Raw genomic sequence first — 25,076 nt, 5'->3', positions numbered from 1 at the left:
CCCCGGCCTCACAACACGGGCAGCATGCGGTCGCGCTCGAAGGCCGAGACCTGGCCGCGGTACTCGTCCCACTCGGCGCGCTTGTTGCGCAGGAAGAAGTCGAAGACCTGCTCCCCCAGCGTCTCGGCGAGCAGCTCGGAGTGCTCGGCGATGGTGATCGCGTCGTTGAGGTTCTTCGGCAGCGGCTCGATGCCGAGGCTGCGGCGCTCGCGCTCGGTCAGCGCCCACACGTCGTCCTCGGCCTCGCGCGGCAGCTCGTAGTCGTTCTCGATGCCCTTCATGCCCGCGGCCAGCACGGCGGCGTACGCGAGGTAGGGGTTGCACGCGGAGTCGATGGTGCGCAGCTCGACCCGGGTCGACTGACCCTTCATCGGCTTGTACATCGGCACCCGCACCATCGCGGAGCGGTTGTTGTGCCCCCAGCAGATGTACGACGGCGCCTCGCCACCCCACATCATCCGCTTGTAGGAGTTGACCCACTGGTTGGTGACCACGCTGATCTCGCCGGCGTGGCGCAGGATGCCGGCGATGAACTGCCGCCCGGTCTTGGAGAGCTGGTACTCCGCGCCGGCCTCGTAGAAGGCGTTCTGGTCGCCCTCGAAGAGGGAGAGGTGGGTGTGCATGCCGGAGCCGGGGTGCGTCGTGAACGGCTTCGGCATGAACGTCGCCCAGATGCCCTGGCTGAGCGCGACCTCCCGGATGACCGTCCGGAAGGTCATGATGTTGTCGGCGGTGGTCAGCGCGTCGGCGTACCGCAGGTCGATCTCCTGCTGCCCCGGGCCGCCCTCGTGGTGGCTGAACTCGACCGAGATCCCCATCGCCTCCAGCATGGTGATCGCCTCGCGGCGGAAGTTCGAGCCGTGTGCGTGCGCAGCATGGTCGAAGTAGCCGCTGCGGTCGATGGGAACGGGCTCGTCGCCGTGTCCGGGCTCGTCCTTGAACAGGTAGAACTCGATCTCGGGGTGGGTGTAGAAGGTGAAGCCCTGGTCGGCCGCCCTGCTCAGGGTGCGCTTGAGCACGTTGCGGGGATCGGCGTACGACGCCGACCCGTCGGGCATCACGATGTCGCAGAACATCCGGGCCGTCGACGGGCCCTCTTCGCTGCGCCAGGGCAGGATCTGGAAGGTCGTCGGGTCCGGCAGCGCCAGCATGTCGGCCTCGTAGACGCGGGCGAAGCCCTCGATCGCGGAGCCGTCGAAGCCGATGCCCTCCGAGAAGGCGCCCTCGAGCTCGGCCGGCGCGACCGCGACCGACTTCAAGAACCCGAGCACGTCGGTGAACCACAGCCGCACGAACCGGACGTCGCGCTCCTCGAGCGCGCGAAGGACGAAGTCCTCTTGCTTACCCATGGGGCACACCCTAGGGCGTGGGTGTTTCGGCCAGGAGTCGGACACAGCAGCCGGGACCGGGCGGGACCGCCTCGGCCGCGCATCCCGGGCCGCCGCGCCGCCGGGCGAGGCTCGCGACGAAGGCGTGGTTGAGCCCGCAGACGAGGTCCCGATGGTCGGCCGCGAGCCGGTCGAAGGGGCAGTTGGCGAGCACCGTCGCGCCGCCGCCCGTGCGGGGCTCGTAGCCCAGCGCGGCCAGCAGCTCGCCCAGCGGGCGGTCCTCGGCGGCGACCCGGTCGGCGGCGTCCTCGACCGCGGCGGCGAGCGCGTCGGGCATCGGCGCGCCGTCGAGGGTCCGCTCCACGGCGTCGGCGAGCACCTGCCCGGCCAGGTCGTAGCGCCGGCTCGGGACGCTCACCGTCAGCTCCCGCCGCGACCGGCGGTAGAGCTTCGCCGGGCGTCCCGCGCCGGGGCCGGTGCGTCCGGTGAGCCGCCGGAACTCGGTCACCAGCAGCCCCTCGTCGACCAGGCGCTCGAGGTGGAACTTCGCCGTGTGCCGGGGTACGTCGACGCCGCTGGCCGCCTGGTCCCGGCTCACCGCGCCGGGCTGCTCGGCGACGAAGCGGTACAGCGCCCGTCGTACCGGATCGGCGAGGGAGCCGACCCGGGCGACCCGCTGCCCGAACGCCTCGTCCATGCCTCCCCCTCCCGGCCGGTCGCCGCCCGGCTCCGGCCGCCTCCCGCGGCCCGCGGATCTCTAGCGGACATGAGTCTTGCCGAAAGACGCCCGCCAGGTCTACCGTCGAATCAGATGTCCCTTACAAGGGACCGCTCGAGAAAGGGGCCAGCCATGGCCAGCACCCACGCGTGGGACCACCTCACCCACGACATGCGCGAGGAGTTCGGCGACCTCGCGCACTTCGCCACCATCGATGCCGCTCGCCAGGGTCGCGTGGCCCTGTGGGCGACCTGCACCGTGCTCCCGATCCTCTGGGGGCTCGACATGATGACCGGTCTGGTCACCAAGAGCGCCACCTGGGAGGGCCACCTCGCGGTCTGGGCGAACAACCTGCTGCCCGGCGACGCGGGCGACGCCGTCATGTGAGTCGGCGCGATCACGCTCGTGATCGGCCTCCTCGTCGCGGCCGCACCCCACTTCGGCGGCGACGTGCTCGGCATCTGGTTCGTGCTGCTCGCGGTCAACCTGTTCGGCGTCGACCAGATGGCCTACCTCGCGCTCGGCATGCTCGCGCTCGCGGTGTGCTGCTTCGCGATGGCGCGGATGATGCGGGGCGACCACCGCCGAGAGGCCTGAGCGACCGGCTCCGCCCTACTCCGCGGGGACGTTGGACTCCAGCTCGGCCAGCCACGCGGCCGGGCCGGCGTCCGACGGCATCCGCCAGTCTCCACGCGGCGACATGGTGCCGCCGGGGGTGACCTTCGGGCCGTTGGGCAGGGCGGAGCGCTTGAACTGGCTGCTGAAGAAGCGCCGGACGAAGACCTCGAGCCACCTCCGGACGTCGCCGAGGTCGTACGACGCCCGCCGCTCCTCCGGGAAGCCGGCCGGCCAGTCGCCCCTGCTCGCGTCGTGCCACGCGTGCCAGGCGAGGAAGGCGATCTTGCTGGGCCGGTAGCCGCGGCGCAGCACGTGGTAGAGCGTGAAGTCCTGCAGGGCGTACGGGCCGACCGAGTCCTCGGTCCTCTGCTCGCCGCCGGGGATCAGCTCGGGGGTGATCTCCTGGTCGAGGATCTCCTGGAGCACCCCGATGACGCTGGCCGCGTCGTCGTCGTAGTCCGTGTCACTCCGGTCGTGGAGCTGGTCGGTGTCGATGACCCAGCGGATCAGGTGCTGGATCAGGGTCTTCGGGACGCCGGCGTTGACGTTGTAGTGCGACATCTGGTCGCCGACGCCGTAGGTGCACCAGCCCAGCGCCAGCTCGGAGAGGTCGCCGGTGCCGAGCACGATCCCGCCGCGGTGGTTGGCCAGCCGGAAGAGGTAGTCGGTGCGCAGCCCCGCCTGGACGTTCTCGAAGGTGATGTCGTAGACGGGCTCGCCGCCGGCGAACGGGTGGCCGAGGCCCTCGAGCATGGTCCGGGCGGCCGGCTTGATGTCGAGCTCCTCGAAGGTGCAGCCCAGCGCCTGCGAGAGCCGGGTGGCGTACGACTTGGTCGTCTCCCCCGTCGCGAACCCCGGCATCGTGAAGGCGTGGATGTCGCTGCGCGGGCGGCCCAGCCGGTCCATCGCCTTGGCCGCGACGATCAGCGCGTGCGTGGAGTCGAGGCCGCCGCTGACGCCGATGACGACCTTCGGCTGCCCGATGGCGGCGAGCCGCTGCTCGAGCCCGGAGACCTGGATGTTGTAGGCCTCGTAGCAGTCGAGCGCGAGGCGGGCCGGGTCGTCGGGGACGAACGGGTACCGGTCGACCTTGCGGCGCAGCCCGATGTCACCGGCGGGCGGGTCGAGCTCGAAGGTGATCGTGGTGAACTCCTCGACGCCGGCGCCGACCCGGTTGTCGTCGAAGGTGCCCTGCCGCATCCGCTCCTGCCGGATCCGGTCGAGGTCCACGTCGACCACCGTGGCGCGCGGGCCGTCCGGGAACCGCTCGGACTCCCCCAGCAGGTCGCCCAGCTCGTAGGCCATGGTCTGGCCGTCCCAGGACAGGTCGGTCGTCGACTCGCCCTGCCCCGCGGCGGCGTAGAGGTAGGCGGCGCTGCAGCGCGCGCTGGCGCTGCGGGCCAGCAGGTGGCGGTCCTCGGCGCGCGCGATGGTGATCGGGCTGCCGGAGAGGTTGGCGAGCACGGTCGCGCCGGCGAGCGCGGCCTCGGCGCTCGGCGGGATCGGCACCCACATGTCCTCGCAGACCTCGACGTGGAGGACCAGGCCGCGCACGTCGCTGGCCCGGAACAGCAGGTCGCTGCCGAACGGCACCTCCGCGCCGTCGAGCTCGATCGTGCCGCCCCGCTCGGTCGAGCCGGCCGCGAACCAGCGGGCCTCGTAGAACTCGCGGTACGTCGGCAGGTACGACTTCGGCGCCACGCCGAGCACTCGGCCGCCCTGGATCACGACCGCGCAGTTGTAGACCCGGTTGCGCACCCGCAGCGGCGCCCCGACCACGAGCACCGGCCGCAGCTCGGCGGACGCGACCGTCAGGTCGAGCAGCGCCTCACCGACCGCGTCGAGCAGCGTGTCCTGGAGGAAGAGGTCGTCGACGGCGTACCCGGTCAGGCCGAGCTCGGGGAACACGGCGACCGCCACCCCGTCGTCGTGCAGCGCCCGCGCCTGCTCGAGCGTGCGGGCGGCGTTGGCCGCCGGATCGGCGATGGCGACGGGCAGCGTCACCGCGGCGACCCGGGCGAACCCGTGGGCGTAGGCCGAGTAGAAGTCCACGGGGCGAGTCTAGGAGTGCGATGAGTCGGCGCACCGGCACCGGTCTCCACCCGCATGAGCATCACGAGCAGCCACATCCAGCCGTGCCTGTGGTTCGACGACACGCTGGAGGAGGCCGCGCGCTTCTACACGGCGATCTTCCCGAACTCCTCGATCACCCGGCTGGGTCCGGTCGCGGGCGAGTTCACCCTGGACGGGCTGACCTTCCGCGGCGTCAACGGCGGCCCGGACCTGCGGTTCTCCGAGGCGGTGTCGTTCTCGATCACCTGCCGGGACCAGTCGGAGGTCGACTACTACTGGGACTCGCTCGCCGACGGCGGGGAGGAGTCGGTGTGCGGCTGGCTCCGGGATCGGTTCGGCCTGTCGTGGCAGGTCGTCCCGCGGCGCCTCGACGAGCTGGTCGCGGACCCGGACCCGCGGCGTGCCGAGGCGGCCAGCCGGGCGCTGCTCGGCATGCGCCGGATCGTCGTCGCCGAGCTCGAGGCGGCCGCCGACGCGGCCGCTCCTCCGGCCGCTCCTCGGGGCCCTCAGGGGTGACCGAGCACACAGCGCGCAGGGGCGTCGTACGCGACTAGCCTCGTCAGTGCCCGTCACCGAACGTGGACCCCGCCCAGGGCCGCGAGTCACCCAGAACGGAGCTCGACGATGAGCAGCAGCACCCCCGAAGAGACCGCCCCGTACGGCGGCCCCGCCACCCCGGCGACTCCCGCGGCCGCGCCGATCAGGCGGATCCGCACCCACCACCTGCGCGAGATGAAGCAGCGCGGAGAGCGCTTCTCCATGCTCACCAGCTACGACCAGCTGACCGCGCAGATCTTCGACGAGGCCGGGATCGAGGTCCTCCTCGTCGGAGACAGCGCGTCCAACAACGTCCTCGGCAACGCGACCTCCCTGCCGGTCACCGTCGACGAGCTGATCCCCCTCACCCGGGCCGTGAGCCGCTCGGTGTCGCGGGCCCTCGTGGTCGGGGACCTGCCCTTCGGCTCCTACCAGGCCTCCCCCGAGCAGGGCTACCTGACCGCCGCCCGGTTCATGAAGGAGGGCGGCGCGCACTGCGTGAAGCTCGAGGGCGGCGTCGAGATGGCCCCCAGATCGAGCGGATGACGCGCGGCGGCATCCCGGTCATGGCCCACATCGGCTTCACCCCCCAGTCCGAGCACGCCCTCGGCGGCTACCGGGTCCAGGGCCGCGGCGACGCCGCCGACCGCATCCTGCGCGACGCCCTCGCCGTCCAGGAGGCCGGCGCGTTCTCGGTCGTCATGGAGATGGTCCCCGGCGACGTCGCCGCCGAGGTCACCGCCGAGCTCGACATCCCCACCATCGGCATCGGCGCCGGCAACCGGTGCGACGGCCAGGTCCTCGTCTGGCAGGACGCCTTCGGCCTGCGCACGGGCAAGCTGCCCCGCTTCGTCAAGCAGTACGCCGACCTGCGCTCGACGCTGCTCGACGCCGCCCGGGCCTACGACGCCGAGGTCAAGGACGGCAGCTTCCCGGCGGCCGAGCACACCTTCTGACCCCGCCGCGCCCCATGCGGATTTGTCGGGAACCCGGTGAAATCCCGACGAATTCGCATGGGGTGCGCTGTCAGGCCAGTCCGCGGCGGTCGAGCAGCGGCTCGATCGGCGCGGGCCGGCCGCGCCACTCCTCGTAGGACTCCAGCGGGTCGCGGGTGCCGCCGATGCCGATGACGTGCCGGAGGTACTGCTCGCCGTTCTCCCGGGTCAGCCCGCCGTGGTCGCGGAACCAGGCGACGGTGTCGGCGTCGAGGACCTCGCTCCAGATGTAGGAGTAGTACGCCGAGGCGTAGCCGGAGCTGAAGCTGTGGGCGAAGTACGGCGTGGAGTAGCGCGGCGGCACGGCCGGGTTGTCGAGGCCGGCGGCCGCGAGCGCCCGCTGCTCGAAGGCGGCCACCTCGGCGACGTCGGTGGGGACGTCGTCGGGGCCGAGCTCGTGCCAGGCGAGGTCGAGCAGCGCGGCGGCGAGGTACTCGCTCGTCGCGAAGCCCTCGTTGAAGGTCTCCGCCGCGCGCAGCCGCTCCACGACGTCGGCGGGGATCGGCTCGCCGGTCTCGTGGTGGACGGCGTAGCTGGCGAGCACCTCCGGCCACAGCACCCACATCTCGTTGACCTGGGAGGGGTACTCCACGAAGTCGCGGAAGACCGCCGTGCCGCCGAACTTGGGGTACGTCGCCCGCGCGAGCAGCCCGTGCAGGGCGTGGCCGAACTCGTGGAACAGGGTGCGCGTCTCGTCCCAGGTCAGCAGGGTCGCCTCGCCCGCGGCCGGCTTGGGCACGTTGAGGTTGTTGACGACGACGGCGGAGTCGACGCCGAGCAGGCCGGACTGCGTGACGAAGCTGCTCATCCACGCGCCGCCGCGCTTGGTGTCGCGGGTGTAGAGGTCGAGCAGGTAGAGGCCGATCGGGGTGCCGTCGCGGCTGACCTCGAAGACCCGGACGTCGGGGTGGTAGCCCGGCAGGTCGGGGCGCTCCTCGAAGGTGAGGCCGTAGAGCCGGCCGGCGGCGAAGAAGACACCGTCGCGCAGCACCCGCTCCGCCTCGAACCACGGGCGCAGCGCGGCCAGGTCGACGTCGTACCGGGCGCTGCGGACGCGCTCGGCGTAGAACGGCCAGTCCCACGGCTCCACCGGGAAGCCGGCGAGCTCCGACATGGCGTCCTGCTCGGCGCGGGCGTTGCGGGCCGCGGGGACGGCGAGCCGCTCGAGCAGGGAGCGGACCGCCTTCGGCGTACCCGCGGTGTTGTCGGCGGTGACCGCGGCCGCGTGGTTGTCGAACCCGAGCAGCCGGGCGCGCTCGGCGCGCAGCCGCAGGATGTCGAGCGCGATGGCGCGGGTGTCGTGCTCGCCGCCGCGGCTGCCCCGGCTGCGCTGCGCCTCGGACAGCCGGCGGCGCAGGTCGCGGTCGGTGAGCGCGGCGAGGTGGGGGTGCGCGGTCGGCAGCACGAGGGTGAGCAGGTGGCTGCCGGCGAGGCCGCGCGCCTCCGCCGCCGCGGCGGCGGCCGAGATCTCCCCCGGCGTCAGACCGTCCAGCTCGGCCGCGTCGTCGACGACGACCGCGAGGTCGTTGCTGTCGGCCTGCAGCGCGAGCTCGAAGGCCGTCTCCTGGCTGGAGATCCGCTCGTTGAGCGCACGCAGCCGCGCCTTGTCGTCCTCGCCGAGCGCGGCGCCGGCGAGCCGGAACTCGGTGACATAGCGCTCGACGAGGTACGCCGCCTCCGGCTCCAGGCCCGCACGGTCGGCGTACACCGCCTGGAGGCGCGCCCACAGCGCCGGGTCGAGCAGGATCGCGTCGCTGTGGGCGGCCAGGCGCGGTGCGAAGTCGGCGCGGACCGCGTCGATCGCCGGGTTGGCGTCGGCGCTGGCCTTGTTGCCGAAGACCCGCAGCACCCGCGCCAGGCGGGTGCCGCTGAGCTCGAGCGGCACGAGCGTGTTGTCGAAGGTCGGCGGGGACGGGTCGGCGCTCACGGCCGCCACGGCGGCGAGCTGCTCGGCCATGGCCGTCTCGATCGCCGGGGCGTAGTCGTGGTCGTCGATGTCCGCGAACCGCGGCAGCTGGTGCGGAAGGTCGCTGGTCCCGAGAAGTGCGTCCGTCGTCACCCGGCCCACCCTAGGCCGTCGGCACGGTCTCCGGGTCCGGCTTCGGGTCGCCGGCCGGCTCGCCGGCGGCTCCGCCCTCGGGCTCCTCGGTCTCCTCGGGCTCCTCGGGCTCCTCGGGCTCCTCGTCCGCAGGTGCAGCCGCCGGCGCCGGCTGCTCCTGCCGCACCGGTGCCCGGACCAGGGCCTCGAGGACCGCGATGTCGTGCGGCCGTGCGAGGGTCGCGATGTCGTCGGGGCAGTCGCACAGCTCGGGCAGGTCGACCGGTACGACCGGCACGACGACCGGCGCGGTCCCCGGCACGCCGACCGGCTCGGCGCCGTACTCCGCGACCAGTCGCAGCACCGTGCGGGCCAGCCCGGGCGTCGCGTCGTAGAGGTGGAGCGCCCGGCGCAGCGCCGGGCGGCGGGAGAGATCCTCGCCGTCGGAGCACAGCAGCACCGCCACACCGAGCGCCGCGTCGTCGAGGTCCCGGACGTCGCGCACCGCGTCCCCGTCGGCGTCGACCGCGACCCGTGCCCAGGTCTCGGGCAGCAGCCCCATCGGCCCGACGGGCGCGTCCCAGCGCGGGTCGCCGTCGAGGCGGCCGGCGTCGGTGTCGGACACCCGGTCGCGGCCGGCCCTGCCGTTGAGAGGACGGCCGACGGGTGCTCCCCGGCCGTGGTTCGACGCGAGCCGGCCCACGGCGGCCAGCACCAGCCAGTCGAGGTTGCACGGCGCCGCGGCGTTGATGACCGTCGCCGCCCGCTGGTAGGCCGCCACGGCCTCGGCGGGCGCGTCGACCAGCCGGTCGTCGTACCGATCGCGGGCGAGGGTGCCTCGTACGGCGACCGCCAGGCCCACCTCCGGTGTCGCGACGGCCGGCGGCGGCTCGGCGGCCGGCTCCGCCCTCGGTGCCCTCGGTACGCTCGGCGCGGTCGGCGCCGACGACGCGGGGACCGGGACTCCGGGGCGGTCCTGGGAGGCGCTCGCGGTCACGGCCGTCGCCACGGCGAGCGCGACCGCCGCCGGCACGGCGACACGCCGGACGCCTGGCCGTCGCCAGGTGCGGTGAGCTCCTCCCATGCGCGGGCCTCCTCGGTGCGGGGCCCCAGTCCACCGCCGCCGCGGCGGCGCGGGCACCCTCCGCCGGGCAGGAGCGAGCGCACCCCGGACGACCCGATCGGGCAGCCCGTCCGGGCGACTCGTCGTACGTCCGCGGAGGCCGGGTGAGAGGATGCCCCGGTGGCCGAGCTGATCTTCCGAACCGGGACGATGGACGCCGGGAAGTCGACACTGGCTCTGCAGACCAACCACAACCACGCGGCGCGGGGGCGGATCGGCCGGCTGTTCACCTCCCACGACCGCGCGGGCGCCGCGATGGTCTCCTCCCGGCTGGGCCTGGTCGCCGACGCCCACGAGGTCCTGCCCGACCTGGACTTCTGGCGCCTCACCGTCGACGCGCTGACCCGCGGCGCTCGGATCGACTACCTCATCTGCGACGAGGCGCAGTTCTACACCGCCGAGCAGGTCGACCAGCTGGCCAAGATCGTCGACGAGCTGCAGATCGACGTCTTCTGCTTCGGCATCCTCACCGACTTCCGGACCCGGCTGTTCCCCGGCTCCGCGCGGCTGGTCGAGCTCGCCGACCGCACCGAGGTGCTCCAGGTCGAGGCCCTGTGCTGGTGCGGCAAGCGCGCCACCCACAACGCCCGCACCGAGAACGGCGTGATGGTCACCGAGGGCGAGGTGATCGTGGTCGGCGACGTCGACCCCACCGCGCCCCAGCCCGACGAGGTCGACGACGTCGACGTGGCCTACGAGGTCCTGTGCCGGCAGCACCACCGGCGCGGCATGACCGCGGCCCGGGCGCGGGCCGTCAGCCTGTCGCCCGAGCCGCTGCCGTTCACCTGAGGCCCACGCTCGGATCAGTCGACCAGCACCGGGATCAGCATCTCGTCCGGCGTGAGCGAGCCGTGCATGCCGATCAGCCTGGTCTCGTACGGGAAGCCCTCGGTCGAGAGGACCGCGAAGTCGCCCCGGCAGGCCACGACGACGTCGCCGATGCGCGGCAGCACCGACGGGTCGACCGGGCCGAACCAGCCCTTGCCGATCGCCTCGGCGCGGGTCAGCACCTCGGCCCGCTCGCCGAGCCGCTCGCGCCAGGTGGCGAGGACGTCGGGTACGGCGCCGCCGGTGCAGTAGAGGTGGCGGAACCGCGCCTCGCCGCCGATCAGCGCGATGCCGGCACGCAGGTCGTCGTCGGCGGAGACGTCCACCCGCGCCTCGACCGGTACGTCGACCATGCCGTGGTCCGCGATGACGACCAGGCGCCGGTCGGCCGGCAGCGCCTCGCGCAGCTGCTCGGCCTCGTGGTCGATCATGGCGAGCTGCTGGAGCCACTGGCTGGACGCGACGCCCCAGCGGTGGCCGGTCCAGTCGAGGTCGCCGTCGTAGACGTAGGTCAGCGTGGGCTGCCGCGGCCCCGGCGCGGAGGCGGCCACCACGGCGGCGATCCGTTCGCCGACGCGGTCGACGCCGACGTACTCCGCGCCCCGGTGGGCGGCGACGGTGAGGCCGCTGCCGTTGAACTCGCGCTTGTTGACGACCGTCACCCGCACGCCCGCGGCCTGCAGCGAGGTGAAGGTGGTCTGGTGCGGCTGCCACTGGACGGGATCGACGTCGCCGTCCCAGAGCAGGGCGTTGAGCAGGTCGCCGGTGCCGGGGATCCGGGTGGTGAACCCGACCAGCCCGTGCGCCCCCGGCGTGAGCCCCGTGCCGAGCGTGGTCAGCGATGTCGAGGTGGTCGACGGGACGCTGGCCGTCGCGGGCGCGGAGGTCGCCAGCAGCGAGGAGAGGTACGGCGCCGCGTGGGCGTACCGCTCGAGCAGCCGGGCGCCGAGCCCGTCGATGAGGAAGATGACATACGACGACGCGCCGGGCAGCACCAGCCCCGACGGTGCCGGCCCGAGGGGGCTGCCCAGGGCGTGGGCAGCGGCGGGGACGACGTCCCCGAGCGAGCGGACGCCGTACGCCGGCTCGCAGAAGGCGGCGACCGCCTCGACCCCGTCTGCCATCGCGTCCGCCACCCGTCAGCCCCTCGTCAGCCCAGACAGCGACGCGGCGAACGAGAGCAGTCCGCCGACCGCGTCGGTGCCGTCGGCGGCGGCGGAGACCCGCAGCGAGAAGTCGTCGGAGGACAGGGTGCCGGTGTAGCCGTGGTCGGCCTCGCACTCGGGGTCGTTGCAGCCGGCCGGCTCGAGGTCGACCCGGTTGACGGCGCCCCAGCCGATGGTCAGCACCGCCTCGGCGGGCGGGCGCGGGCCGGCGGTGGGGTTGGTCGTCATCCGGGTGACGACGACGGACGCGACCGCGCTCAGGCTGACCGCCTCGGTCGACGTCGAGGTGTACGGCTCGGGCAGCAGGTCGTCGCCCGCGTGCTCGTCGGTGTGGGCCAGGATCAGCCGGGAGGGCGTCAGCACGATCACGGTCTGGTGCCGGCGTACCTCGTCGCGCTCGAAGGTCGGCTCGTGGTGGACGTAGAACGACACCACGGCCTCGCCCGCGACCGCGCCCGCGACCGCATCGGCGACGACCTCCGGGTAGTAGCCGGTGCGGTTGATCGCGGCACCCAGCTCGGCGGTCCGGTCGCGGTCGGTCATGCGCGCATCCTCGCACGCCCGGTGCCCGCCTCAGCGGGCAGCGTGGCGCGCGGCCCCGGACGGCTCAATCCGGGATCGTCGTGATCAGGTCGGGCATCCGGCGCACCAGCGAGTCCGGCCGCGGGTCCTTGACGGCGGCGACCCGGGCGGAGGCGGTGAGCACGGACGCCGAGTCGACCCCGGCCAGCACCAGCGACAGCTCCAGCGAGCTGACCTGCGGCAGGTCGTTCTGCAGGACGGCGACGCGGGTGATCAGGTCCTCGATCGCGGCGACGTCGACGGGGTCGGCGCCGCGGTAGCCGAAGAGCAGTGGAGAGCTCTTCACCTCGCGCACCATCGCCGCGACCTCGTGCGCGCCCAGCGGCGGGATCCGGTAGGACCAGTCCCCAGCAGCTCGATGACGGGGCCGGAGATGCCGAACGACACGACCGGCCCGAAGAGGGGGTCCTCGAAGGACCGCACGGCGATGGGTACGCCGGTGGGCGCGTTGCGCTGCACGACGAACCGGCCGACGGTCGGGTCGATCAGCCCCGCCAGGTGGTCCCACGCCTCCCGCATCTCGTCCGCGTCGGGGATGTTGCGCCACACGTGGATCTGGTCGGGCCGCTCCCGCACCGACGCCAGGGTGGACTTGAGCACGACGTCCCAGCCCAGCCGCTGGCCGGCGGCCACCGCCGCCTCGACGTCGGTCACCGACTCCGAGGGCCACAGCTCGATGCCGTAGGCGTGCAGCAGCGCCGTGACCTGGTCCTGGTCGAGCTCGACCTCGCGGTCCGCGGCGACCACCTCGGGGTCGGCGAGCACGCGCTCGACGAGGCGCCGGGCGCTGCGACCGTCGACCTCGCCGGCCTCGGCAGCCGGGCCGTCGGGGGCGTGCAGCCACACGGCGTACTCCACGACGCGGGCCAGCGCCCGGACCGCCGCCTCCACCGCCGGGTACGACGGCACGGAGCCGCGTCCCGCCGAGGACCCGGTCACGTCGGGGACTCGCAGCAGCTCCGGGATGCCCTCGGCGCCGAGGAACGACGAGACGAGCGGCTTGTCCGACTGCTCCCCCACGGCCGCGAGCACGTTGGCGACCTCCTCGCCCGAGACGTCGAGCGGCGGGATGTAGACCGCGATCACCGAGTCGACGTCGGGATCGTCGATCGCGTCGTCGAGGGCGTCCTCGAAGTCCTCGGCGGTGGCGTCCGCGCCGAGCGCGACCGAGCGGTTGACCACCAGGCCGACCGCGGACGCGGCGTCGGCGGCGAGCAGGCCGAGAGCGTCGGAGTTGCCGACGATCGCGACCCGGCGCCCGCGCGGCAGCGGCTGGTGGGCGAGCAGCTGGGCCACGTCGAACATGTCGTCGAGGGTGTCGACCTGGATCACCCCGGCCTGGCGGAACATGGCGTCGACGGCGGCCTGCGGCGCGCCGATGCGTCGTACCGTGTGGCCCATCGGCACGCCCTGCGTCGTGCGCCCGGACCGGACGGCGACGATCGGCTTGCGGTGGGAGACCCGGCGGGCGATGCGGGAGAATTTGCGCGGGTTTCCGATCGACTCGAGGTACATCATCACGACCTCGGTCGCGTCGTCCTCCTCCCAGTACTGCAGGAGGTCGTTGCCGGAGACGTCGGCCCGGTTGCCCGCGCTGACGAAGGTCGAGATGCCGAGGCCGCGGTTCTTGACCTTCTCCAGGATCGCCGAGCCGAGCGCGCCGGACTGGCAGAAGAAGCCCGCACGACCGCGGGCCGGCATCACCGACGACAGCGACGCGTTGACCTGCACCACCGGGTCGGTGTTGAGCACGCCGAGGCAGTTGGGGCCGATCAGCCGCAGGCCGTACGAACGGCACAGCCCGGCCAGGTGGCGCTGCCGCTTGCGGCCCTCCTCGCCGGTCTCGGCGAAGCCGGAGGAGATCACGATCAGCCCGTGCACGCCCTTGTTGGCGCAGTCGAGCACGACGTCGGTGACCGCGTCGGCGGGGACCGCCACGATCGCGACGTCGACGTCGTCGGGGATCTCGTTGACGTTCTTGTACGCCGGGATGCCCGACACCGCGGGGGCGCTCGGGTTGACGACGTACACCCGGCCGGTGAAGTCGCCGTTGACCAGGTTGCGCACCAGCACCTGGCCGATGGTGTCCTGCCGGCGGCTGGCGCCGATGATCGCGACCGAGCGCGGGTGGAAGAAGCGGTGGATCGAGGCGGCCTCGGCGGCGTGCTCGCGGTCGCGCATGACGCCGATCGCGGTGTCGGTCGGGTCGATCGGGAACTCCAGGGTGATGACCCCGTCGTGGTAGCCGCTGACCACCCGGTAGCCGGCGTCGCGGAAGGTCTGGATCATCCGGGAGTTGTCGGGCAGCACCTCGGCGGTGAACCGCTCGACGCCGCGCTCGCGCCCGGCCTGGGCGAGGTGCTCGAGCAGGAGCTGGGCGATGCCGCGGCCCTGGTGCTCGTCCTCCACGAGGAAGGCGACCTCGGCCTCGTTGTCCGCCACGACGTCGTACCGGCCGACGGCGATCATCCGCTCCTGCAGGATGAGCACCAGCGCCACCCGGTCGCGGTGGTCGACGTGGGTGAACCGGCGCACGTCGCGCTCGGACAGGACCGGCATCGGCGAGAAGAACCGGTAGTACTTCGACTCGTCGGAGACCCGGGCGTAGAACTCCACGAGGAGCTCGTCGTCCTCGGGCGGATCGGCCGGATGTGCGCCGTACGACCGTCGCGGAGCAGGACGTCGCCCTCCCAGTGGGCGGGCGGCGCCTCGATCTCGTCGGTGGGGGTCGGGTCGCCGGGGCTCACAGGGAGAAATCTATCGGGCCTGCCAGCATGCGCCAGCGTGCGGGAGCCCGCTGAGAGACCGGGCGCGGAGCCGGACGCGGCGGGGCTTGCAAGGCCTGTAACACGTCGTTCGCCGCTCTCCCAGCCGCAAGACCTCGCCGGAGCGGGTCTGTACGAGGCTCGAACAGCAGGCACGCGGCGGGTAGAGCGGCGAACGACGTGTTACAGCGCGGTCCGGACCAGCCTCGCAGACGACCAGCATGCCGAGGACCGTCACCGTCCCCGGCGTGCCCCTGCACGCATCGCCGGACGCACCCGGAAGAATGGCCCCCATGGCACGGCGCACGAAGCAGGATCCCCTTCCGGAGGACTTCGAGGAGCACATCCTCGACACCGACATCCGCGACGAGATGCAGTCGTCGTTCCTGGAGTACGCCTACTCCGTCATCTACTCCCGCGCGCTCCCCGACGCGCGCGACGGGCTGAAGCCGGTGCAGCGGCGGATCCTCTACACGATGAACGACATGGGCCTGCGGCCCGACCGCGGGCACTCCAAGTGCGCCCGCATCGTCGGTGAGGTCATGGGCCGGCTGCACCCCCACGGCGACGGGGCGATCTACGACGCCCTGGTGCGCACCGCGCAGCCGTGGGCGCTGCGGCTGCCGATGGTCGACGGGCACGGCAACTTCGGCTCCCCCGGCGGCGAGGACCCGCCGGCGGCGATGCGGTACACCGAGGCCCGGATGGCGCCGCCGGCGGTGGCGATGACGGAGTCGATCGACGAGGACACCGTCGACTTCAAGCCCAACTACGACAGCCGCGAGTACGAGCCGACCGTGCTCCCCTCGGCCATCCCCAACCTGGTCGTCAACGGCACGACCGGCATCGCGGTCGGCATGGCGACCAACATGGCGCCGCACAACCTGGTCGAGGTGGTCCAGGCGCTGCGCCACCTCATCCAGCACCCGAAGACCGACACCGACGGCCTGATGAGGTTCATCCCGGGCCCCGACCTGCCCACGGGCGGCAAGATCGTCGGCCTCGACGGCATCCGCGACGCCTACGAGACCGGTCGCGGCATCTTCAAGATGCGCGCCACCGCCCGCATCGAGACCGTCGGGCGCCGCAAGGGCATCGTGGTCACCGAGCTGCCCTACAACATCGGCACCGAGAAGGTCGTCGAGCGGATCAAGGTGCTCGTGCAGTCGAAGAAGCTGCAGGGCATCGCCGACATCAAGGACCTCACCGACCGCGAGAACGGCCTGCGGCTGGTGATCGAGGTCAAGAACGGGTTCGTGCCCGAGGCGCTGCTCGAGCAGCTCTACAAGCTGACCCCGCTCGAGGACTCCTTCGGCATCAACAACGTCGCGCTGGTCGACGGTCAGCCCCGCACGATGGGGCTCAAGGAGATGCTCGAGGTCTTCCTCGAGCATCGGTACGACGTCGTCCGGCGCCGCTCGGCGTTCCGGCGCGGCAAGAAGGCCGACCGGCTCCACCTCGTCGACGGCCTGCTGATCGCCCTGCTCGACATCGACGAGGTGATCCAGGTCATCCGCACCAGCGACGACTCCGCAGCGGCCAAGGAGCGGCTGATGAGCGTCTTCGACCTCTCGGTGGCCCAGGCCGAGTACATCCTCGAGATGCAGCTGCGGCGGCTCACGCGGTTCTCCCGGATCGAGCTGGAGAAGGAGCAGGAGCAGCTGCGCCGCGAGATCGAGGAGCTCGACGCCATCCTCGGCGACGAGGCGCTGCTGAAGAAGCTGGTCTCCTCCGAGCTCGCCGACGTCGCGAAGACGTTCGGCACGCCGCGTCGTACCGTCCTGCTCGAGTCCGCCGGCACCACCGCCGTCGCCGCCGCGGCCGCGCCGCTGGAGGTCGCCGACGACCCGTGCTTCGCGCTGCTGTCCTCGACCGGCCTGCTCGCCCGCACGAGCAACGCCGACGAGATCGGCACCGGCGGCGGCCGCGCCAACCACGACGTCGTGATCTCGGCGGTCCGTACGACCGCCCGCGCCGACATCGGCGTGCTGACCTCCGCCGGGCGGCTGCTGCGGCTGGCCGTGCTCGACCTCCCCGCGATCCCGCCGTCGGCCAACGAGCCCAACCTGCAGGGCGGCCTCCCGCTCACCGAGGTGCTCGAGCTCGCCGCCGGCGAGCGCGCGCTCGCGCTGACCACGCTCACCACCGAGGGCGCCGGGCTGGCGCTCGGCACCCGGCAGGGCGTCGTCAAGCGGGTCAACCCCGAGGTGATCAACAAGGACGAGTGGGACGTGATCGGCCTCAAGGACGGCGACGAGGTGGTCGGCGCGGTCGAGCTCCGCACCGGCCAGGAGGAGCTCTGCTTCGTCACCTCCGACGCCCAGCTGCTCCACTACCCCGCCGACGGCGTGCGCCCGCAGGGCCGCTCGGGCGGCGGCATGGCCGGCGTCCGGGTGGCCGACGGCGAGCGGGTGGTCTGGTTCGGCGTCCTCGACCTCAACTCCCCCGGCGGCGTGGTGCTGGTGACCGCCTCCGGGTCCGCCACCGCCCTGCCCGGCACCGAGCCCGGCTCGGTCAAGGTGACCGACTTCTGGGAGTACCCCGCCAAGGGGCGGGCCACCGGCGGCGTCCGCTGCCACCGCTTCCTCAAGGGCGAGGACGCGCTCGTCTTCGCCTGGGCCGGACCCGCGCCGGCCCGGGCCGCGGCCGCGAGCGGCGCCCCCGTCGACCTGCCCGACGCCACCGGCCGCCGCGACGGCTCGGGCACCCCCGGCAGCCAGGCGCTGGCCGCGGCGGCGGGCCCGCTCACCGCCGCGCTGGGCGCGCCCCTCGCCGCGGATGCGGCCCCGGCGCCCACCGGCGATGTGTCAGGGTGAGCGCATGACGAGCCTGCTCCGCCGCCGTACGACGCGCCTCGCCGCCGCCACCCTGACCGCCCTCGTGGCCGCCGGATCCCTCACCGCCTGCTCGGGCGACGACGACTCCCCGGGCGGCGCCTCCTGGTCGGACGCCGGGAAGAAGGCCAAGGAGCTGCTCGACGGCACCAGCGGCATCGAGGTCACCCTCTCCACCGGCGACGACCCCGGCGTCGACTACCTGTCGGCAGCGAGCGGCACGATCGTCGCCGACCCGCCGGCCTTCGAGGGCGACGTCAACGGCAAGGTGGCCGGCTTCTCCGTCAGCGGCGTCCCCGTGATCTCCGTCGACGGGACGCTGTGGATCAACCACATCGCGCTCGGCGGCTGGAGCGACCGGTTCCAGCCCGAGGACCTGTGCGCCCCCGACCCGGCCAAGCTGCTCGACCCGTCGGTCGGCGTGTCGTCGGTGCTGACCAGCAGCACCGACGTCGAGGCCGGCAAGTCCGAGCGCGGCGGCAAGGACAACAAGGAGGTCTTCCACACCTGGTCCGGCACCGCCACGGGCGACTCGATCCGCAAGATCCTGCCCTGCGCCGAGGGCGACGACTTCGACGCGACGTACCGCCTCGACGACGACGGCTACCTGCGCACCGCCCGGCTGACCGGCACCTTCTTCCCCGACTCCGAGCCGGTGACCTACACCATCGACGTCACCGAGTACGACGTCGAGAAGGACATCTCGGCCCCGAATGAGCCGCCAGCGATGAGCACGGCGAACCGGCTGCTGCTGACCTTCTGCGCGGCGGCCGTCGCGTTCGCGGCCGTCGACACCTATGTGGTCGTGCTCGCGCTGCCCGACATGATGGCGGGCGCCGGCATCCCGGTCGAGGAGCTCCAGCGCGCGGCGCCGATCGTCTCCGGCTTCCTGCTGGGGTACGTCGCGATGCTGCCGCTGATCGGCCGGATCGCTGACCTGCGCGGGCAGATCCCCGTGCTCGCGATGTCGCTGGTGGTGTTCTCGATCGGCTCGCTCGTCACGGCGATCTCCTACGACCTGCCCACCATGGTCGCCGGCCGGTTCCTCCAGGGCGTCGGCGGCGGCGGGCTCGTCCCGGCGACCATGTCGCTGGTGGCCGCGCTCTACCCCGTCGAGCGCCGCGGCCTCCCCCTCGGCATCGTCTCGGCGGTGCAGGAGTTCGGCAGCGTCCTCGGCCCGCTGTTCGGCGCCTTCGTGCTGTCCTTCACCTCCTGGCGCGGCATCTTCGCGATCAACCTCGCCGTCGGCGCGCTGCTGGTCGTCGCGGTCGGCCTGGTCGCCCGCGTCGGCCGGCCGGTCCCGACCGCCGCCGGCTCGCCCCGGCGACTCCCCGACCTGGTCGGCCTCGTCCTGCTCGCCGTGACGCTGGCCGCCGGGTTCCTCACCTTCGTCCAGCCCGGCAGCGTGCAGCGCGACCTCACCTGGGGCCGGCTGTTCATCCCGTACGTCGACGGCGGCAGCCGCTGGGTGACGCCGGTCGGCCTGGTCACCGTCGCCGCGCTGGTCCTGCTCCTGGCCTGGTGCTGGTTCCGGGCCGGGGCGCTCGTCGACCTCCGCGGCTGGCTCGGCCACCTGCTGGCGGCCGACCTGCCGGGCGCCGGGCTGCTCGCCGTCGTCCTGGGCGGGATCGTGCTCGCCTTCGCGACCGCGGACCCGGAGGTGGCGGTGTTCTCCCCGCAGGGGCCGTGGCTCCTCGCGGGCTCGGCCGTCGCCGTCGTACTCCTGGTCGTGCACCTGCGCCGTGCCGAGGCGCCGATCGTGCCGCGGGGCGCCCTGCGGCCCGTGCCGGCGTGGGGCGCGCTGGTCGTCAGCTTCCTGGTCGGCTGGGCGCTGATCGCGGCGCTGGTCGACATCCCGCTGTTCGCGCGCACCACGACCGAGAAGGATTCCCAGCTCGGCGCGGCGCTGGTGCTGCTCCGCTTCCTCGCGGCCCTGCCCGTCGGCGCCGTCCTCGGCGGCTGGCTGCTGCGCCGGGTCAACGCCGGCGCCCTGACCGCCGTCGGCATGGCCGCCGCCGGCGGCGCCTTCCTCGTGATGGGCCAGTGGGACGCCGACAGCCTGGCCGGGTTCGCCTCCAACGTCCCGCTGGTCGTCGGCGGCCTCGGCTTCGGGCTCGCGCTGGCCCCGGTCAACGCCGCCATCCTCGCCACCACCGACGACGACACCCACGGCCTGGCGAGCGCCCTCGTCGTGGTGGCCCGGATGGTCGGCATGCTGGTCGGCATCTCCGCCCTGACCACCATCGGCCTGCGGCGCCTGTACGCCGCCCAGGCCGCCGACCCCGACCTCGGGATCACCGAGCTGGGCATCCTCCAGGAGCAGGCGGTCTTCCGGGGCGCCGCCGTCGCCGCGTTCGCCGCCGCCGTCCTCGCCCTGGCCGTGTTCGCACGAGTGCGCACCCAGGACGTGGACACCGCCGAGGCGCTCCGCGCAGGGGGCTAATCTGCGAAGCATGGGTGATTTCGACGATCTGCTGAAGGCCAACCGCGACTACGCCGAGACCTTCGACCACGGCGGCTTCGACGGCAAGGCCCATGCGGGCGTCGCGATCGTGACCTGCATGGACTCCCGGATCGACCCGCTGCGGATGCTCGGCCTCGACTACGGCGACGCCAAGATCTTCCGCAACCCGGGCGGCCGCATCACCGAGGCCGCCCTCGAGGCGCTCGTGCTCGGCGTCCACCTGCTCAACGTCGACCGGATCCTGGTGATCCCGCACACCCGGTGCGCGATGGCCTCCAGCACCGAGGCCGAGATCCACGACCGGATCGGCGCCGCGGTCGGCCAGGACATCACCTGGCACGCCTTCCACGTGATCGCCGACCAGAAGGCCGCCCTCGCCGAGGACGTGCGCAAGGTCACCTCGCACCCGCTCATCCCCGACTCCGTGAAGGTCGGCGGGTTCATCTACGACGTCGACACGGGGCTGCTCAACCCGGAGGTCTGAGCGCCCACCGCCACACCGAGGAGCAGGCCCTTGCAGATCGCGATCGTGCTCTACCCGGGCTTCACCGCGCTCGACCTCATCGGCCCCTACGAGGTCCTCCGCGCCCTGCCGGACACCGAGGTGCGGTTCGTGTGGCACCAGACGGGCCCGGTGGCCGCCGACTCGGGCGTCCTCGTGGTGGGGGCGACGCACACGTTCGCCGAGACGCCCGCCCCGGACGTGGTCCTGGTCCCCGGCGGCTTCAGCACCATGGAGCACGGGCGGGACGAGGAGCTGCTGGCCTGGATCCGGGCCGCCGACCGTACGTCGACCTGGACCACGTCGGTCTGCACCGGATCGTTGCTGCTCGGCGCCGCGGGCGTCCTCGACGGGCTCAGGGCGACCACCCACTGGGCGTGCGTCCCCCTGCTCCGCGCGTTCGGCGCGGTCCCGGTGGGTGACGAGCGGATCGTGCACGAGGGCAGGGTGGTGACGGCCGCCGGCGTGTCGGCGGGCCTCGACATGGCGCTGTGGCTCGCCGGCGAGATCGGCGGCGAGGGGCGGGCGCGGGCGATCCAGCTGTCCATCGAGTACGACCCGCAGCCGCCGTTCGACTCGGGCCACCTGTCCAAGGCATCGGCCGCGACCAAGGCCGCCGCGACGGCGCTCCTCGCGCGCGACATGGCCGCGACCGGCCAGCTCACCGCCCCGGCGCGACTGCTGTGGAGCCGGGCCGTCGAGCGCGCCCGGCGCGGGCGGAGGCGTCCCTCCTCACGCTCCGAGTAGGTCGCGCAGCCGCTGGTCGACCAGCGCCCCGGGCAGGTCGCCCAGGCGGGCGCCGAGCGTGGCGAGGTCCCCGATCGCCGCGACCCGGTCGACCAGCGCCGTGGTGGCGCCGACGGCGTCGTCGCCGAGCGGGACGTCCATCAGCAGGGGGCAGTCGACGGCGCCGCCGTCCGGCTCCGGCGGCAGGGCAGTGGTCCAGCAGCCGACCTCGAGTCGCAGCGGCGCGGCCGGCCCGACGCCGTCGGCCAGCACGTCGACGTACCAGAAGAGGTCGCCGACGGGGATCCGCAGGTGGCCGCGGCGGGCCTTGGCGCCGCGCGCCTTGAGCAGCTTCACGACGGCGGGGCGGTCGGCGGCGCTCATCGGTCCATGGTGGTGGCCGAGCGCGTCTCCACCGCGACGGGGGCAGCAAGCTGCCGGGCACGCGCCTCCCGCCACGCTGCCGGCGGCACCCGGAACCCGCGGAAGGCGACCGACCGGCGGACCCGGAAGCCCAGGGCGTCGTACAGCCGGATCGCGGCGGTGTTGTCGGCCGCGACGTGCAGGAAGGGCTGCTCGCCGCGTGCCCGGATCCGGGCGGCGACCTCCGCGACCAGCGCCCCGGCGAGCCCGCGGCCGCGGGCCTCGGGCGCGGTGCACACGGCGCTGACCTCGGCCCAGCCCGGCGGGTGCAGCCGCTCCCCCGCCATCGCCACGAGGACCCCGCCGTCCCGCACGCCCAGATAGGTGCCCATCTCCGGGGTACGCCGCCAGAACGGTCCCGGGCGGGTGCGGGCCACCAGGTCGAGCATGGCGGGTACGTCGGCGGGCCCGAGCTCCACGACCTCGGCTCCCCCCGCGCCGGGCACCCGCAGGTCGTCGCCGACCAGCTGCAGGCCCTCCAGCGTGAAGACCGGCGCCCAGCCCTCCGGCGGCGCCACGGGCGAGCTGAACAGGTCGGCGAGGCCGCCCGGGCCGACCAGCGTCGCGAGGCCGGCCCAGTCCTCCGGCCCGGCGTCGGCCGGCATCGCGGCGAAGGTGGCCACCTCGTCGTCGTACAGCCGGACGCGGCCGGCCCGCCGCGCCAGGTGGGCGTGCGGCCCGCCCAAGGACGCGCCGACGGGGTCGTCGAGGACACCGGCGGCGAGGACCAGGTCCCGTGTCTGCCGCGCGCGCGATGCAGCCGCCCCGCCGGTGCTCACGCGTCCAACGTCTCCATGTCGACCTCGTAGGCCCCCTGGATGATGAACTCCTTGCGCGGCGCGACGTCGCTGCCCATGAGCAGCTCGAACACCTCGGAGGCCATCTCGAGCTCGTCGACCGTCAGCCGGCGCAGGGTGCGGCGGCGCGGGTCCATGGTGGTCTCGGCCAGCTGGTCGGCGTCCATCTCGCCGAGGCCCTTGTAGCGCTGGACCGGGTCCTTCCAGCGGACGTTGCGCTTCTTCAGCTCCGCGAGCTTCCGCTGGAGCTCGTCGTCGGAGTAGGTGTAGACGTACTTCTCCTGGCCCTTCCTCGGGTTGGAGATCTCGATCCGGTGCAGCGGCGGGACGGCGGAGTAGACGCGGCCGGCCTTGACCAGGTCGGGCATGTACTTGAAGAAGAGGGTGGCCAGCAGGGTGCGGATGTGGGCGCCGTCGGAGTCGGCGTCGGCCATGAAGATGACCCGGCCGTAGCGGCGGGCGTCGAGGTCGAAGGTCCGCCCGGAGCCGGCGCCGACGACCTGGATGATCGAGGCGCACTCGGCGTTCTTGAGCATGTCGCCCACCGACGCCTTCTGGACGTTGAGGATCTTGCCGCGGATCGGCAGCAGCGCCTGGAACTCGGCGTTGCGCGCGAGCTTGGCGGTGCCGAGCGCCGAGTCGCCCTCGACGATGAACAGCTCGGTGCGCTCGTTGTCGCCGGAGCGGCAGTCGGCGAGCTTGGCCGGCAGCGTGGAGGACTCCAGCGCGTTCTTGCGGCGCTGGGTCTCCTTGTGCTGGCGGGCGGCGATCCGGGTCTTGGACGCGGCGACGACCTTCTCCATGAGGAGCTTGGCCTGCGCCTTCTCGGCCCGCTTGGTCGAGGTGAGGAAGCCCTTGAGCTCCGCCGCGACGACCTTGCGTACGACGGTGCGCGCGGCCGGGGTGCCGAGGATCTCCTTGGTCTGCCCCTCGAACTGCGGCTCGGCGAGCCGGACCGTGACGACCGCCGTCATGCCCTCGAGGATGTCGTCCTTGATCACGTCGTCGTCGTTGACCTTGAGCGCCTTGGAGGCGCGCATGGCGTCGTTGAACGTCTTGGTGAGGGCGGCCTCGAAGCCGGAGACGTGGGTGCCGCCCTTGGGGGTGGCGATGACGTTGACGAAGGAGCGCAGCTCGGTGTCGTAGCCGCTGCCCCAGCGCACCGCGACGTCGACGGTCAGCTCGCGCTCGACGTCCTGGGGGTCATGTGGCCCTGGTCGTCGAGCAGCGGCACGGTCTCGGTGAAGGTGTCGCTGCCCTGCAGCCGCAGCACCTCGGTGACCGGCTCGTCGTGGGCCAGGAAGTCGCAGAACTCCGCGATGCCCCCGTCGTGGCGGAACTTCTCCTCGGTCCACTCCGCCCGGTCGGCCGCCCGCTGGTCGCTGATGACCAGCTCGAGGCCGGGCACGATGAACGAGGTCTGCCGGGCGCGCCCGACCAGCCCGTCGAGGACGAACTCGGCGTCCTTGGTGAAGATCTGGCGGTCCGGCCAGAACCGGATCCGGGTGCCGGACCTCCCCTTCGCGACCCGCCCGCCCTTGCGGGTCAGCCCCGACTTGGGGGTGAAGGAGCCCGACGGGCCGTCGCCGTCGAACACCCCGGGTACGCCGCGCTGGAAGCTCATCCCCTGGCTCGCGGGCGAGCGGTCGACGTCGATGTCCATCCGGCTGGAGAGCGCGTTGACCACGGAGAGGCCGACGCCGTGGAGGCCGCCGGTGGCGACGTACGAGCCGCCGCCGAACTTGCCGCCGGCGTGGAGCTTGGTCGCCACGACCTCCACGCCGGGCAGGCCGGTCTTGGGCTCCTTGTCGGTCGGGATGCCGCGGCCGTCGTCGTACACCTCGACGGAGTCGTCGGCGTGGAGGATCACCTCGACCCGGCGGGCGAAGCCGCCGAGGGCCTCGTCGACGCCGTTGTCGATGATCTCCCAGAGGCAGTGCATCAGCCCCCGGGTGTCGGTGGAGCCGATGTACATCCCGGGACGCTTCCGCACGGCCTCGAGGCCCTCGAGGACCAGGAGGTGGGCTGCGTTGTAGGTGTTGTCGGCGATGACCGGCTCCTCACGGGTGGATCACGGTGGATCGGGGGTACTTCCAAGGACATGAATCTACCCGCGACACGCCGGGCGAGTGCGCAGGGACACGGGGCCCGGATGGTCACAGTGCTGTTTCGGGCCGTGGGAAATCACCGAAAGGACGGCTCCCAGGTGCTTGGATGAACCTGACGCAGAAGTGGAATGGACCACACGGGGACGGGAATCTTTGATCCAGTCGCTACGTTGATCCGGACAACGCCCGATGAGGGTGTTATCGAGAATGATTGAGAGGCCCGAGATGACAACTGCTGTTGCTCCCAGCGCCCCGCTGACCGCGGAGGACCGCTGTGACCGTTGTGGTGCCCAGGCCTACCTCCGCGTAGAGCTCGCCACCGGCGGCGAGCTCCTCTTCTGCGCCCACCACGCCCGTGAGCACGGTGACGCGCTCAAGGAGATCGCGGTCACCGTCCACGACGAGACCCACAGGCTCACCGACAAGCCGGCGCCCGTCGCCGACTGACCTC

General features: G+C 72.9%; 18 protein-coding genes and 3 pseudogenes. 10 read left to right on the top strand and 11 right to left on the bottom strand.

The window, feature by feature from the left end:
- Positions 1 to 8: 8 nt before the first annotated feature.
- Complete coding sequence (locus FIV44_RS27250) at positions 9 to 1,349, bottom strand: glutamine synthetase family protein (RefSeq protein ID WP_141007174.1); 1,341 nt, start codon at positions 1,347 to 1,349, stop codon at positions 9 to 11.
- Between the two features lie 10 nt (positions 1,350 to 1,359).
- Positions 1,360 to 2,025, bottom strand: a complete 666-nt coding sequence (locus tag FIV44_RS27245) for a helix-turn-helix transcriptional regulator (RefSeq protein WP_141007173.1) — start codon at positions 2,023 to 2,025, stop codon at positions 1,360 to 1,362.
- Positions 2,026 to 2,178: 153 nt separating this feature from the next.
- Here FIV44_RS27245 and FIV44_RS27240 point away from each other — a divergent pair, with 153 nt between their 5' ends.
- A complete protein-coding gene (locus FIV44_RS27240) occupies positions 2,179 to 2,433 on the top strand; it encodes a hypothetical protein (RefSeq protein ID WP_141007172.1) in 255 nt (84 codons plus the stop codon).
- Positions 2,434 to 2,451: 18 nt separating this feature from the next.
- Positions 2,452 to 2,643, top strand: coding sequence for a hypothetical protein (locus FIV44_RS27235; protein WP_141007171.1), 192 nt, complete (start codon positions 2,452 to 2,454; stop codon positions 2,641 to 2,643).
- Positions 2,644 to 2,658: 15 nt separating this feature from the next.
- Here FIV44_RS27235 and FIV44_RS27230 read toward each other — a convergent pair whose 3' ends face one another.
- Positions 2,659 to 4,716 (bottom strand): NAD(+) synthase, encoded by a 2,058-nt coding sequence (locus tag FIV44_RS27230; protein WP_141007170.1) that lies wholly within the window; start codon positions 4,714 to 4,716, stop codon positions 2,659 to 2,661.
- Positions 4,717 to 4,770: 54 nt separating this feature from the next.
- On the opposite strand from FIV44_RS27230, the gene FIV44_RS27225 reads away from it, so the two are divergent.
- Entirely contained in the window at positions 4,771 to 5,253 is a 483-nt protein-coding gene (locus tag FIV44_RS27225; RefSeq protein WP_141007169.1) for a VOC family protein, read from the top strand.
- Between the two features lie 108 nt (positions 5,254 to 5,361).
- A pseudogene (panB, locus tag FIV44_RS27220) lies at positions 5,362 to 6,230 on the top strand (3-methyl-2-oxobutanoate hydroxymethyltransferase).
- A 70-nt stretch (positions 6,231 to 6,300) separates the two neighbouring features.
- Here the strand turns inward: panB and FIV44_RS27215 are convergent.
- Complete coding sequence (locus FIV44_RS27215) at positions 6,301 to 8,328, bottom strand: M3 family metallopeptidase (RefSeq protein ID WP_219996197.1); 2,028 nt, start codon at positions 8,326 to 8,328, stop codon at positions 6,301 to 6,303.
- Between the two features lie 10 nt (positions 8,329 to 8,338).
- On the bottom strand, positions 8,339 to 9,391 hold the full coding sequence (locus tag FIV44_RS27210; RefSeq protein WP_141007168.1) for a lysozyme family protein: 1,053 nt from the start codon (positions 9,389 to 9,391) through the stop codon (positions 8,339 to 8,341).
- 159 nt (positions 9,392 to 9,550) lie between these two features.
- Here FIV44_RS27210 and FIV44_RS27205 point away from each other — a divergent pair, with 159 nt between their 5' ends.
- Positions 9,551 to 10,219, top strand: coding sequence for a thymidine kinase (locus FIV44_RS27205; protein WP_141007167.1), 669 nt, complete (start codon positions 9,551 to 9,553; stop codon positions 10,217 to 10,219).
- Positions 10,220 to 10,233: 14 nt separating this feature from the next.
- Here the strand turns inward: FIV44_RS27205 and FIV44_RS27200 are convergent, their stop codons facing one another.
- The 3 genes and pseudogenes from FIV44_RS27200 to FIV44_RS27190 form a co-directional block, all read right to left on the bottom strand.
- Positions 10,234 to 11,382 (bottom strand): alkaline phosphatase family protein, encoded by a 1,149-nt coding sequence (locus FIV44_RS27200; protein ID WP_141007166.1) that lies wholly within the window; start codon positions 11,380 to 11,382, stop codon positions 10,234 to 10,236.
- Positions 11,383 to 11,397: 15 nt separating this feature from the next.
- Positions 11,398 to 11,967, bottom strand: a complete 570-nt coding sequence (locus FIV44_RS27195; protein WP_141007165.1) for a DUF5998 family protein — start codon at positions 11,965 to 11,967, stop codon at positions 11,398 to 11,400.
- Positions 11,968 to 12,031: 64 nt separating this feature from the next.
- Positions 12,032 to 14,565, bottom strand: a pseudogene (locus tag FIV44_RS27190) (bifunctional acetate--CoA ligase family protein/GNAT family N-acetyltransferase).
- Between the two features lie 499 nt (positions 14,566 to 15,064).
- Between FIV44_RS27190 and FIV44_RS27185 the strand changes: the two are divergent.
- The 4 genes from FIV44_RS27185 to FIV44_RS27170 are packed head-to-tail and all read left to right on the top strand — an operon-like array spanning position 15,065 to position 21,318.
- Entirely contained in the window at positions 15,065 to 17,587 is a 2,523-nt protein-coding gene (locus FIV44_RS27185) for a DNA gyrase/topoisomerase IV subunit A (protein ID WP_141007164.1), read from the top strand.
- Positions 17,588 to 17,591: 4 nt separating this feature from the next.
- Positions 17,592 to 20,048: an MFS transporter gene (locus tag FIV44_RS27180; RefSeq protein ID WP_181410865.1), complete on the top strand. Its 2,457-nt coding sequence runs from the start codon at positions 17,592 to 17,594 to the stop codon at positions 20,046 to 20,048.
- 10 nt (positions 20,049 to 20,058) lie between these two features.
- Positions 20,059 to 20,553, top strand: a complete 495-nt coding sequence (locus FIV44_RS27175; protein WP_141007162.1) for a beta-class carbonic anhydrase — start codon at positions 20,059 to 20,061, stop codon at positions 20,551 to 20,553.
- A 30-nt stretch (positions 20,554 to 20,583) separates the two neighbouring features.
- Complete coding sequence (locus tag FIV44_RS27170) at positions 20,584 to 21,318, top strand: DJ-1/PfpI family protein (RefSeq protein ID WP_141007161.1); 735 nt, start codon at positions 20,584 to 20,586, stop codon at positions 21,316 to 21,318.
- Here the strand turns inward: FIV44_RS27170 and FIV44_RS27165 are convergent.
- The 3 genes and pseudogenes from FIV44_RS27165 to FIV44_RS27155 form a co-directional block, all read right to left on the bottom strand.
- Positions 21,304 to 21,681 (bottom strand): hypothetical protein, encoded by a 378-nt coding sequence (locus tag FIV44_RS27165; RefSeq protein ID WP_141007160.1) that lies wholly within the window; start codon positions 21,679 to 21,681, stop codon positions 21,304 to 21,306. The genes FIV44_RS27170 and FIV44_RS27165 overlap by 15 nt on opposite strands.
- Positions 21,678 to 22,499, bottom strand: coding sequence for a GNAT family N-acetyltransferase (locus FIV44_RS27160; protein WP_219996196.1), 822 nt, complete (start codon positions 22,497 to 22,499; stop codon positions 21,678 to 21,680). The genes FIV44_RS27165 and FIV44_RS27160 overlap by 4 nt, the downstream gene beginning before the upstream one ends.
- A pseudogene (locus tag FIV44_RS27155) lies at positions 22,496 to 24,567 on the bottom strand (DNA gyrase/topoisomerase IV subunit B). The gene FIV44_RS27160 and the pseudogene FIV44_RS27155 overlap by 4 nt, the downstream one beginning before the upstream one ends.
- Positions 24,568 to 24,850: 283 nt before the next feature.
- Here FIV44_RS27155 and FIV44_RS27150 point away from each other — a divergent pair.
- Positions 24,851 to 25,072 (top strand): DUF7455 domain-containing protein, encoded by a 222-nt coding sequence (locus tag FIV44_RS27150; protein WP_141007159.1) that lies wholly within the window; start codon positions 24,851 to 24,853, stop codon positions 25,070 to 25,072.
- Positions 25,073 to 25,076: the final 4 nt, after the last annotated feature.

The sequence above is a fragment of the Nocardioides humi genome (assembly GCF_006494775.1).
Taxonomy (GTDB): domain Bacteria; phylum Actinomycetota; class Actinomycetes; order Propionibacteriales; family Nocardioidaceae; genus Nocardioides; species Nocardioides humi.
This window is presented reverse-complemented; position numbering and strand designations above follow the sequence as displayed.